This window comes from Faecalibacterium sp. Marseille-Q3530, from assembly GCF_017377625.1.
Taxonomy (GTDB): domain Bacteria; phylum Bacillota; class Clostridia; order Oscillospirales; family Ruminococcaceae; genus Faecalibacterium; species Faecalibacterium prausnitzii_E.
This window is the reverse complement of sequence record NZ_JAFREH010000001.1, coordinates 80233-92358: the sequence shown is the minus strand read 5'-3', so window position 1 is coordinate 92358 and position 12126 is coordinate 80233. Positions and strand designations below refer to the sequence as shown.

Here is a 12126-nt window from a genome sequence, read left to right as displayed (position 1 = left end):
GCCAAAAATCCCTCCCTGTTTCCGCCGCAGGCGGCGGTCGGGATTTTAGCCCTTGACCGCACCCATTGCGATGCCCTTGGTGAAGTACTTCTGGAAGATGAGGAAGATGATGATGATGGGCACAGCAGCCAGTGCGGCACCGGCCATGATCAGGCCGAAGTCGGTGCTGTTCTCTGCCTGCAATTTTGCAATGCCCAGCGAAATGGTCAGGTTGCTGGTGCTGGACAGCATGATCAACTGCATGAAGTAGTCGTTCCAGCTGTTGATGAAGGTGAAGATGGCCAGCGCACCAACGCCCGGTTTGACCATCGGAAGAACGATGCTGATAAAGGTCTTTGCTTCGCTCGCACCGTCGATGCGGGCGGCTTCCAGCATTTCGGTGGGGATGCCCTCACTGAACTGTTTCATCAAAAAGACACCGAATGGCCAGCCGACGATGGGGAAGATGACGGCCCAGATGGTGTTGTACAGGTTCAGGGAGCTCATCTCACGCAGCAAGGGGATCAGGATGACCTGCTTGGGCAGCGCCATGGCGCAGACGATGAGGGTGAACAGCACCTTGCGGCCGACGAAGCGCTTCTTGGCCAGCGCATAGCCCGCCATGGCGGCGGTGATGCAGGTCAGGATCATGGAAGTGACAGCCATGAACACGGTGTTGATCATCCAGCGCAGCGCAGCCGGAGCCGTGGGGCCGACGGAGAAATAGGTGGGCTCGCCGTCGCTGCTGAACCGTGCGCTGAAGGGGATGGCCAGCTGCCACAGCGGAGCGCTCTTGCCCGCGAACAGCTTCTGGTAGTTGGTCAGCACCCACTCATGGGGCCACCACTCCGGGGTGGTGGAGTTGATGGTAGCGCCGGTCTTGAACGAACCGGTGATGATCCAATACAGCGGGAAAGCGAACGTCACCGCAACGATGCTGATGAGGATCAGCGTCAAGATGGTGTAGGCGCTGGCTTTCTTGAGCTTGCTGGGGTGCCGCTTCAACGGCTTTTGTTTCTTTTCAGTTGCACTCATTGTTTGGCACCTCCCTTAATTGTCCTGATTGCCCAGTTTGAACTGGACTGCCGACAGGATGGCGATGATGACCGCCAGCACAACGCCCATTGCATTGCCGTAGCCGTAGCGGTACAGCTTGAATGCGGTGTAGTAGATGTAGTACATGATGGTGTCGGTGCTGTGGTTGGGGCCACCGGACGTCAGCAGCTGGATCAGTGCAAAGCACTGGAAGGAGTTGATGGTGGTGATGACCAGGATGTACAGGGTGGTGGGCATGATGGCGGGCCACTTGATCTTCCAGAACGCCTGGAAATCGTTGGCACCGTCCACTTCGGCTGCCTCGACGATGGACTGGTCCACATTGCCCAGTGCGGAGACGTACAGAACGATGGGCTGGCCCACGGAGGTAGTCAGCAGGATGAGGATGATGCAGCCCAGAGCGAACCGCTCATCGCCCAGCCAGTTGATGTTCTTGTCGATGAGGCCAAGCGTTTTGCCCAGATAGTTGAAGATGCCGTAGTAGTTGTTGTACATCCACTTCCACACGACGGTAACGGCGACCGAACCGGTGACGACGGGGAGATAGAACACGCAGCGGAAGAGGCTGGTGGTCCACTCCGGCAGATCGACGATGGCCGAGCTGACCCACAGCGAGAATGCACAGGTAACAGGCACGGAGACCACGACGATGATGATGGTGTTCTTCAATGCGCCGATGAAGATGGGGTCTGCGAACAGCTCTTTGTAGTTCGCCAGGCCGACGAAGATGTCGGCGCGGTTCATGGTGGAATCGAAGAAGCTCGTGACCACGCACAGGACCATGGGGTAGATGACGAATCCCAAGAAGAAGATCAGGCTGGGCAGAAGGAAGAGGTAGGATGCGATGGTCTCCTGCCGGACCAGTGCGCGGCTGCGCTTCGGCTCTTTGATCGATGCAGTCTTTGCAGCCAAGAAAATCACCAAACCTTTCGTTTTGATCGGCTCCCGACGGATTTTTTGCAAAAGAATTGCCCCTCCCTCGCCGGGATTTTCGAGGAAGGGGCAAGGGTTTTATCAAGAGATGACGGTCAGGATGGGGTGTGCAGCTTATGCCTCAGCAGTAGCGGCAGCGTTTGCATTCTGAACGAAGGTCGCAACAGCCTGCTCGACAGGCTCGCCGGTGCCGACGCGCTGCAGCATGTTCCACCACTCGGTACGAGCCGTTGCCCAGCCCGGAGTGATCTGGTAGTAGTCGCCCAGGTAGGACATGAACTTGGTGTACTCGCTCATGATGTCGTTGCCGGCGTAGATGTCGCCAACGCTCTCACGAACGGGGAAGTAGGTGGAAGCCAGAACGCTTGCACCGACCTGGTCGGGGTCTGCTGCGATGAAGTCGATGAAGGTCTTGGCTGCTTCGATCTTGGCCTCGTCGCCGTTGTCAAAGATGCCGAAGCCCCAGATACCGCCGCACAGCTTCGGGTCGCCGCTCTCGGTGGGGAAGGCCATGGGGAAGATCTCGTCGCCGCTGTTGGTCAGACCGGCGTCGTTGTTGTCGGAGTTCAGCTGCTGTGCGATGTTCCAGCAGAATGCCATCTGCAACGTGCCGTTGCGGAACAGGGTGATCTCCTCACCGCCGTTGATGGAAGCATCAAAGTTGACGCCCTTTGCATCGTACAGAGCCTGGATGGCCTTGATGTTTTCGGGGGAGTCAGCAGTGTACTTGGTGTGGGCTGCATCGGTGAAGGTGCCGCCGTACATGTTGTTGATGATGGCGCGGGTGCCCTGGTCGCCGCCCTGGCCGCTGCAATAAATGGCTGCGACGTTCTCGTAACCGCCATTGTACAGTGCGTCAACGGTCTTCAGGAAGCCGTCGGTGCTCCAGGTGTGCTTGTCGGTATCAATGTACTGGTCTGCGCCCACTTCCTTGACCTTGGTCATGTTGACGGCCATGCAGTGTGCGGTCATGCACAGGGGATACTCGTAGTAGTCACCGGCCTCGTTCTTGCAGGCAGATTCGACCGATGCGTAGATGTCCTTCTTGGCATCGTCGGTCCACAGGTCGTTCAGGGGAGCCATGACGCCCTTCTTGCCCCAGTTTGCGACCAGACGCTCCGGGCCTTCCATGATCAGGTCGGGTGCGCTGCCGCCCTCGATGGCGGTGTTGACCTGGTCGTCGCCGTTGGTGTAGTCCAGATACTCGACGGTGACCTTGATGTCCGGATACTTTGCGTTGAAGCTGGAGATCAGCTCCTGCACAGTCTCATCCTTGCCCCAGCCGCCGATGGGGTATGTCCACAGCTTGATGCTTGCACCGGCAGAAGCGGTGCTGGAAGCAGCTGCGGAAGAGGCGGTCGAAGACGCTGCGGTGCTGGAAGAAGAGGAACCGCCGCATGCGGCCAGTGCGCCTGCCGCGCTCAGGATGCCGGCAGCCTTCAGGAAGGAGCGACGAGAGATACAGTTTTTCATAACGAAATTCTCCTTGCATATCATATGTTTGCGGCTTATCGTGTCGAGCCGCTGTTGTTGCCTTTATTATAGAAAAATATTTTCATTTTGTCTATCTATGTAATACACAATTTTGAAAAAACTTTCTTGTGAACAACTACCAAATCAAGCGAAGAGAACGACTCTTTTTCAAAAAACAGCGGGATTTTTGGTGATTGTAGCCATTTTGTAACCATTGTAAAAACACGGATTTTACATAGCCTGAAAAAAGTTTTCGAAGACAAAAGGGGCATTTTTGTCTGATTTTGAAAAGAATTTTCGAAAATAAGTCGTACTTTCAGGCTGAAATTGGACGCTCTGCACAGAAAACGACGGTGATTTGTGGTGAAAGCCACTCTTGCCAAGGAGGAAAGATTCTTTTATACTTTCATTAAGAAAGAGTCCCGGCAAAGGCGTCACAGCGGTATGTGCGGCGGAGCAGACGCGGATGCCGGGGAAAAAAGTAGGAGAGAAAGCTGACATGTCTACTAATTTCTGGGAGCTGCTGCACCAGCGGCAGGACGAGCTAACCAAATCCGGGCGGATGGTGGCGGATTACCTCATCCACCATGCCGACGAGGCGCAGTATCTTTCGATCTCGTCGCTGGCGCGGGAGTGCAAGGTGGCTGAGGCGACCGTTTTCCGGTTCTGCCGGGCGCTGGGGTTCGAAGGATATCATGAGATGCGCATTGCGCTGGCCCAGGCCAATGCGACCGCTTCGCTCATCAATCAGCAGGAGCCGGAGCCGGGCACGACCACCGACAAGCTCTGTGAGCATGCGAGCGCGTTGTTCCTCACGGCCATCAATGGCACCCAGAGCGCCCTTTCGCCGGATGCGGTGGACAAGGCCGTGGATCTGCTGCGGGCAGCAAGGCAGGTGTTCTGCCTGGGGCAGGGCGGCAGTATGCTGCTGGCCAATGATATCTGTGCCCGCTTTTCCAGCCTGTCCAACAAGTTCCGCACGGCAGGAGACAGCCACTTGCAGCTTCTCTCCGCCAGCCTGATGACGCCGGAGGACGTCGTGCTCTTCGTCTCCTATTCGGGCGCGACCCGCGACATGATGGAGACCCTGCGCACCGCAAAGGCATCCGGCGCAAAGATCGTCCTGCTGACCCACTACGAGGACTCGCCGGGCGCTGCGCTGGCGGACGTGGTGCTGCTCTGCGGCGCACAGGAAAGCCCGCTGGATTCCGGCAGCATCCCCATCAAGGTGTCGGTGCTCTACGTGGCCGAGGTGCTGCTGCTCCGCTACATGCTGGATGACCCCCAGCAGGCCAACGATGCCCAGGATCGCACGAGCGAGGCCGTGGCCATCAAGCTGCTCTAATAAAAAAGGAAACCCTCTCCGTCAGCCTTGTGCGCTGGGAGAGGGTTCTATTTTTGCGTTTTGAGAATATAGTGTCTCTGAGAACGCCAGATGCGGACAGGAGGAGACCATTTTGGAAAAGCAGGAACGTTTGGAAGCCACGGTCTGCCGCGAGATCGGTGCACGCACCGGCGGCGAGATCCTGATCGGAGTGGTGGGCCCGGTGCGCACCGGCAAAAGCACCCTCATCAAGCAATTTATGGAGCAGCTGGTGCTGCCTGCCATCGAGGAGGACGACGCCCGCCTCCGTGCACGGGACGAACTGCCCCAGTCGGCGGCGGGGCGCACCATCATGACGACCGAGCCGAAGTTCATCCCGGAGCACGCCGTCCCGCTCCAGCTGGAAGGCGGCGGTGAGTGCCGCATCCGCCTCATCGACTGCGTGGGCTATATGGTGGAGGGGGCCATGGGCCACGAGGAGAACGAAAAGCCCCGCATGGTCAAAAGCCCCTGGTTTGAGGAAGAGATCCCCTTTGACCTTGCCGCCGAGACCGGCACCCGCAAGGTCATCCGGGATCACTCCACCATCGGCATCGTCGTCACCACCGACGGCACCATCAGCGAGATCCCGCGGGAAAACTATCTTCCCGCCGAACAGCGGGTCGTGGAGGAGCTGGAAGCGCTGGGCAAGCCCTTTGTCATCCTGCTCAACAGCACCCACCCGGACGCCCCGGAAACGCAGGCCCTTGCAGCGCAGATGGAGCAGGCGTATGGGCGCAGTGTGCTGCCCGTGAGCTGCATCGACCTGGACCGCGCCGCCCTGCACGAGATCCTGCGGCGGGTGCTCTACGAGTTCCCGGTGCGGGAGCTGGATTTTGCCATCCCGCGTTGGGTCACCATGCTGGACCGGGGCCACTGGCTCCAAACGGAGATCTACACGGCCGCACTGGATTTTTCGGAGAAGATCTCCCGCATGAAGGATGTCCCGGCCCAGAACAGCGCCGGAGCCCTTGCCAGCGATTCGGTGGAGCGCTCCACCCTCAGCGGCATGGATCTCTCGGAGGGCATCGTGCGGGTGACGGTTCTGCTCAAGCCGGATGTGTTCTACCGGGTGCTCAGCGAGCAGACCGGCCTTGCCATCGGCGATGAAGCGGGCCTGATGCCCTGCATCATTGAGCTTTCCAGAGCCAGACGCGAATATGAAAAGATCCGCAGTGCGCTGGAACAGGTGGAGGCCACCGGATACGGCATCGTGATGCCAACCATCGACGAGCTTTCGCTCGAAGAACCGGAGATTATCCGGCAGGGCGGGCGGTACGGTGTCCGTCTGGAAGCCAGTGCCCCCTCCATCCACATGCTCAAGGCCGTGATCCACACCGAGATCAACCCCATCGTGGGCACCGAAAAGCAGAGCGAGGATCTGGTGCAGAGCCTTCTGGGCGACTTTGAGTCCGACCCGGAACGGCTGTGGGAGTCCAACATCTTCGGCAAGAGCCTGCATGAACTGGTCAACGAGGGCTTGCAGAACAAGCTGCTGCACATGCCGCAGGAAGCCCGCGGCCGCCTGCAGGATACGCTGGAAAAGGTCATCAACGATGGGTGCAGCGGCCTCATCTGTATTTTGCTGTGAACATTTCACTTCCCGCCAAACTGTGACAAAAATCTTGACATCCAGCCCGGCCCGTGGTATTATACACAAAGGTAATATCGTGCGTGGGTGGTTCTGCGCATCAAATCTTTTGAGCTAGAGAGGTTATATATTATGGAACGTATCAAGACGATCGCTACTCGTGACCTGACCAAGAGCGTTGTGACCGGTGGCTGCGGCGAGTGCCAGACTTCCTGCCAGTCCGCTTGCAAGACTTCCTGCGGCGTGGCAAACCAGAAGTGCGAGAACAGCAACAAGTAATTTCTGCAAATCGGATGCCGCCTTTGCCGGGCGGCATTTTTTTATGTAACAATGGAATGGAGACTAAAATGGTACATCAGTATCAATTGAACGGCTATAACATCGTGCTGGACACCTGCAGCGGCTCGGTGCATGTGGTGGACGATGTGGCGTATGACGTCATCGCCCTGTACAAGGAGCGCTCCGCCGATGCGATCGTAGCGGCCATGCTCGAAAAGTACGGCGACCGCCCCGACGTGACCGAGGCCGACCTGCGCCAGTGCCTGGAGGATGTGGCCGCGCTGGAACAGGCGGGCAAGCTGTGGAGCCCCGATACCTACGCCGACATGGCCTTCGACTTCAAGAACCGCAACACCGTGGTCAAGGCGCTCTGCCTGCATGTGGCCCACACCTGCAACCTGAACTGCTCCTACTGCTTCGCCTCGCAGGGCCGCTATCAGGGCGACCGTGCGCTGATGAGCTTTGAGGTGGGCAAGCGCGCCATGGATTTCCTCATCGAGAACTCCGGCACCCGCCGCAACCTCGAAGTTGATTTCTTCGGCGGTGAGCCGCTGATGAACTTTGAGATGGTGAAGAAGCTGGTGGCCTACTGCCGCGAGCAGGAGAAGATCCACAACAAGAACTTCCGCTTCACCATGACCACCAACGGGATGCTGATCGACGAGGATGTGATCGACTTCTGCAACAAGGAGTGCCACAACGTCGTCCTGAGCCTCGATGGCCGCAAGGAGGTCCACGACCGCTTCCGCAAGGACTACGCGGGCCACGGCAGCTATGACGCCATCGTGCCCAAGTTCCAGGAGTTCGTCCGGAAGCGCGGCGACAAGGGCTACTACATGCGCGGCACCTACACCCACTTCAACACCGACTTCACCAACGACATCTTCCACATGGCGGACCTCGGTTTCACTGAGCTGAGCATGGAGCCGGTGGTCTGCAAGCCGGACGACCCCAGCGCCCTGACCGAGGCCGACCTGCCCATCCTGAAGGAGCAGTATGAGATCCTGGCCAAGGAGATGCTCAAGCGCGACCGCGAGGGCCGTGGCTTTACCTTCTACCATTACATGATCGACCTGACCGGCGGCCCCTGCATCTACAAGCGCATTTCGGGCTGCGGCTCCGGCACCGAGTACATGGCCGTGACCCCTTGGGGCGATTTGTACCCCTGCCACCAGTTCGTCGGCGACCCCAAGTACCGGATGGGCGACATCTGGAAGGGCGTCACCAACACCGCCGTGCGGGATGAGTTCAAGCACTGCAACGCCTATGCCCGCCCGGAGTGCAAGGATTGCTGGGCCAAGCTCTACTGCTCCGGCGGCTGTGCGGCCAACGCATACCACGCCACCGGCAGCATCACCGGCGTGTACGAGTACGGCTGTGAGCTGTTCCGCAAGCGGATGGAGTGCGCCATCATGATCCAGGTGGCCAAGAACCAGGAGCTGGCCGCACAGGGCATCGAGGTGCCCATCGAACTGGGCAGCACCTGCAATGCCTGCGCGGACGGCGAAGCCTGCGAATGAGCATGACCACGCCCATCGTGGACTTTGTGCAGAACTACGCAAAGTCCGGGACTTCCCGCCTTCACATGCCCGGCCATAAAGGGCAGGCCCTGCTGGGGTTTGAAGGGCTGGACATCACCGAGATCCGGGGCGCGGATGAGTTGTATGAGGCCGATGGCATCATCGCCCAGAGCGAGGCCAACGCGACCCGGCTCTTCGGCACGGCCCACACTTATTACAGCACCGAGGGCTCGTCCCAGTGCATCCGGGCCATGCTCTGCCTGGCGATGCAGGCGGCCCCCGCCGGGCAGCGCCCGGTGCTGCTGGCGGCCCGCAACGCCCACAAAGCGCTGCTCTATGCCGCCGCGCTGCTGGATCTTGACATCCAGTGGCTCTGGCCCGCGCCGGACGCGGCCGGGGCGCTGTGCAGCTGCCCCGTGACCGAAGCTCAGCTTGCCGCCGCGCTGGACCGGTTGGCCGGGCAGGGGAGAACCCCCTTCGGCGTCTACCTCACCAGCCCGGACTACCTCGGCGGGATGCAGGACATCGCGGCCCTTGCAAAGGTCTGCGATGCGCACGGTGTGCCGCTGCTGGTGGACAATGCCCACGGTGCCTATCTGAACTTTCTGGTGGGCGGCAGCCGCCACCCCATTGCATTGGGGGCGGCGATGTGCTGCGATTCCGGGCACAAGACCCTGCCTGTCCTCACCGGCGGCGCCTACCTGCATCTGGGGCCGAAAGCGCCCGTGCAGGAGGAAACGGCAGTCCGCAATGCGCTGGCGCTGTTCGGCTCCACAAGCCCGTCTTATCTGATCCTGCAATCCCTCGACCGGTGCAACCGATATCTTTCGGAGGGGTATCCGCTGCGGCTCTACTCCTGCTGCGGGCAGCTGACCAGGATGCGCCGGGTGCTGAACGAGCAGGCCGCTGCGGCAGGCTGTCCGCTCCCGCTGGCGGTGGACGCCCCCGCCCGTGATCCGCTCAAATTCACGCTGGATGCGGCGGCACTGGGCATGACCGGCACCGCGCTGGCCGAGGCTCTGCGGCAGGACCGCATCGAGTGCGAATATGCCGACCCCCGGTATGTGGTGCTGATGTTCACCCCCGAAAACCCGGCGCAGGATTATGAGCGGCTGGAAGCGGCAGTGGCACGGCTCTGCGCGGCTCTGCCGTCGGCCCCGGCTCTGCCGGAACCGGAAGCAGATGTCTTCACGGAACTGGCGGCGGAAGCTGTGCCGGTCTGCACCGTGCGGCAGGCAGTGTTCGCCCCGCAGGAGCTGATCCCCGCTGAAACGGCGCTGGGCCGCGTCTGCGCGATGCCCACCGTCTCCTGCCCGCCGGCGATCCCCATCGTGGTGAGCGGGGAACGCATCGGCCCGGCAGCACTGAAACTTTTTGCACGATACGGCATCAAAAATGTCGCAGTCCTGAAATGAACAGAAAGCGGCACCGGTCTGTAAAGCAAAACTGCTTTGCGGGCTGGTGCCGCTTTTGCATCCCGACTTGCGCCGAAATGCTTGACAGGCACTTCCGCGGATGATACGATTTGGCTATCAAACAGGAGCGCATCGAGACCGAAAGGAGAGATCCGAATGCTGGAGATCCGGCATCTGACCAAACAGTACGGCGAGAAAACGGCGGTGGATGACCTCACACTGACCATCCGGCCGGGAGAGATCTTCGGCTTTATCGGGCCGAACGGGGCGGGCAAGACCACCACCCTGAAATGCTGCTGCGGCATCTTGCAGCCGGATCGCGGCGAGGTGCGGGTGAACGGCTGTTCCATGCGGGACGACCCGCTTGCGGCCAAGCGTCAGCTGGCCTATCTGCCGGATGACCCGGCCCTTTATGGCTACATGACCGGCATCCAGTATCTGGATTTCATTGCGGACGTGTTCGGCGTCCGCGAGGCCGCCCGCGCCGAGCGGGTGCAGGTGTACGGCGAGCGTTTTGCGCTGACCGAAGCGCTGGGCCAGCCCATCAGTTCCTACTCCCACGGCATGAAGCAGAAGCTGGCCATTCTGGCGGCACTGCTTCACGCGCCCAAACTCATCCTGATGGATGAGCCGTTCGTGGGGCTGGACCCGCTGGCCTCCCACCAGCTCAAGCAGACCATGCGGGCCTTCTGCGATGCAGGCGGGGCCATCTTCTTTTCCACCCATGTGCTGGAAGTGGCCGAAAAGCTCTGCGACCAGGTGGCCATCCTCCGGCAGGGGCGGCTCGTGCGGGCTGGCTCCATGGCCGAGGTGCGGGGCGATGCTTCGCTGGAATCGGTCTTTCTGGAGCTGGAAGGGGTGCAGGATGGACACTGAGACCAGACGTCTGTTCCGCGCTCTGTTCCGGAAACAGCTGCGGGAGCAGGGGGCCTTCCTTGTCCGGAGCGCCAGCACCGGCAGACACCGCACCAGAGCGGGCCGGCTGGCGTTCGGAGCGCTGTATGGGGGCATCGTGCTGCTGGTGATGGGCAGTTTCTTCTCGCTGGCGTGGCCGCTGGGGGAGCTGCTGCTGCCCGCCGGGCAGGAGGCACTGTACTTCCTGACGATGGAGCTGTTGGCGCTGGCTGTCGGCGTGTTTGCAGGGGCGTTTTCCAGCTATGGGAGCCTGTTTCAGGCCAGAGACAACGACCTGCTGCTGGCGATGCCCATCCCGCCGTGGATGATCTTTGCCGTCCGGATGAGCGGGCTGTACGCGATGTGCCTGTTCTATCTGCTGCTGCTCTGGGTCCCGGCAGAAGTAGTGTATGGGCTGTATGCAGCTTCTCCGCTGGGCGGGCTGCTGAGTGCAGTCCCCATGGCGCTGGTGCTGGCCGGGGCAGCGACCCTTCTGGCGGCGCTGCTGGGGTGGGTGGTCGCTCTCTGCACTGCGCGGGCCGCACACAAAACGCTGGTCACGGTCGTAGCAACCCTGGGGCTTGCGGTGGTGTATGCTCTCGTTTACCAACGGGGAATGGCTCAGCTTGAACAGGTGCTGGGGCAGGCGGCGCTGGGAGAAAATAACACGGCCTTAACGGGTGCGGGGCGCTTTTTGGGAGGTGCCGCCTGCGGGGAACCGCTTTTGCTGCTGGTGCTGGCCGTTGGCATCGTGCTGCTCTGCGCGGCGCTGGGCAGGGCGCTTTCCGGGCCGTATCTGACCCTGATGACGACCCGGCGCGGGGCCGTGAAACGGACGCGGGCGCGGCTGGCCCGCCGTTCCTCGCTGCGGCGGACGCTGCTGCGCCGGGAACTGCTCCATCTGGGCAGCAGCGCGTCCTATCTGCTCAACTGCGCCATGGGGTCGCTGGCGCTGCTGCTTCTCAGCGGCGCAATGGGATACAAGGCGGACGCACTGCGGGCGTTGGCGGCGCGGCTGCCCGCGCGGGAGCTGGGCGCGGTGCTGCTGACCTTCACGGTGGTTCTGGTGGCCGGGATGAACCTCCTCACCGTGCCGTCCGTCTCACTGGAAGGGGAACAGCTGTGGCAGCTGCAAAGTCTGCCGGTGACACCATGGCAGGTGCTGCGGGCGAAACTGGACCTGCATCTGCTGGTCACCCTGCCGCCCGCGCTGCTCTGTCTGGCTTGCGGGCTGGTGCTTCTGCGCGTGCCGTGGACTTCGGCCCTGCTGGCGGGTCTGCTGGTGGCATTGGATGTTGTTTTCACAGCTGCCGCCGGGCTGATGCTCGGCGTGACGATGCCGCGCTTTCACTGGACGAGCGAGATGGCCGTCATCAAGCAGAACCCCAGCGTTCTGCTGGCACTGCTTGTCAACTGGGCCGCTGGCTTTGTGCTGGGTGTGGGGGTGCTGGTGCTGGCGCAGTTCGTGTCGGCCGAGGCCGCATGGATGGCAGCATTGGGCATCCTTGCCCTGGCCGATGGGGCTGCGCTCCGCTGGCTGAAGACGAAGGGCGCAGAACGATTGCAGAGATTATAAAAGATGAAAAGACCCTCTCCGGGCATTGCAGCAGAGCAAGGACGGAG

Annotated in this window: 10 protein-coding genes; 7 read left to right on the top strand and 3 right to left on the bottom strand. The window is 60.9% G+C overall.

Annotated features, from left to right (window positions below; genetic code table 11):
* Positions 1-45: 45 nt before the first annotated feature.
* The 3 genes from J3350_RS00445 to J3350_RS00435 form a co-directional block, all read right to left on the bottom strand.
* Positions 46-1014 carry a carbohydrate ABC transporter permease gene (locus tag J3350_RS00445; RefSeq protein WP_207685327.1) on the bottom strand — a complete coding sequence of 323 codons (969 nt, stop codon included), beginning with the start codon at positions 1012-1014 and terminating at the stop codon, positions 46-48.
* A gap of 15 nt (positions 1015-1029) precedes the next feature.
* The gene (locus J3350_RS00440; protein WP_179859492.1) at positions 1030-1956 is read right to left on the bottom strand and encodes a carbohydrate ABC transporter permease; all 927 of its coding nucleotides are present in this window, start codon (positions 1954-1956) and stop codon (positions 1030-1032) included.
* A 126-nt stretch (positions 1957-2082) separates the two neighbouring features.
* Positions 2083-3441: an ABC transporter substrate-binding protein gene (locus J3350_RS00435; RefSeq protein ID WP_097792080.1), complete on the bottom strand. Its 1359-nt coding sequence runs from the start codon at positions 3439-3441 to the stop codon at positions 2083-2085.
* A 499-nt stretch (positions 3442-3940) separates the two neighbouring features.
* Here J3350_RS00435 and J3350_RS00430 point away from each other — a divergent pair, with 499 nt between their 5' ends.
* The 7 genes from J3350_RS00430 (at position 3941) to J3350_RS00400 (ending at position 12079) form a co-directional block, all read left to right on the top strand.
* On the top strand, positions 3941-4786 hold the full coding sequence (locus tag J3350_RS00430; protein WP_118553294.1) for a MurR/RpiR family transcriptional regulator: 846 nt from the start codon (positions 3941-3943) through the stop codon (positions 4784-4786).
* 112 nt (positions 4787-4898) lie between these two features.
* Complete coding sequence (gene spoIVA, locus J3350_RS00425) at positions 4899-6395, top strand: stage IV sporulation protein A (RefSeq protein WP_097792082.1); 1497 nt, start codon at positions 4899-4901, stop codon at positions 6393-6395.
* 132 nt (positions 6396-6527) lie between these two features.
* Positions 6528-6674 (top strand): six-cysteine ranthipeptide SCIFF, encoded by a 147-nt coding sequence (gene scfA, locus J3350_RS00420; protein ID WP_015563834.1) that lies wholly within the window; start codon positions 6528-6530, stop codon positions 6672-6674.
* A 68-nt stretch (positions 6675-6742) separates the two neighbouring features.
* Positions 6743-8194: a thioether cross-link-forming SCIFF peptide maturase gene (gene scfB / locus J3350_RS00415; RefSeq protein ID WP_097792083.1), complete on the top strand. Its 1452-nt coding sequence runs from the start codon at positions 6743-6745 to the stop codon at positions 8192-8194.
* Positions 8191-9609: an amino acid decarboxylase gene (locus J3350_RS00410; protein WP_207685326.1), complete on the top strand. Its 1419-nt coding sequence runs from the start codon at positions 8191-8193 to the stop codon at positions 9607-9609. The genes scfB and J3350_RS00410 overlap by 4 nt, the downstream gene beginning before the upstream one ends.
* 156 nt (positions 9610-9765) lie before the next feature.
* Positions 9766-10485 carry an ABC transporter ATP-binding protein gene (locus J3350_RS00405; protein WP_207685325.1) on the top strand — a complete coding sequence of 240 codons (720 nt, stop codon included), beginning with the start codon at positions 9766-9768 and terminating at the stop codon, positions 10483-10485.
* Positions 10475-12079, top strand: a complete 1605-nt coding sequence (locus J3350_RS00400) for a hypothetical protein (protein WP_207685324.1) — start codon at positions 10475-10477, stop codon at positions 12077-12079. Before J3350_RS00405 ends, J3350_RS00400 begins: the two co-directional genes overlap by 11 nt.
* Positions 12080-12126 lie beyond the last annotated feature (47 nt).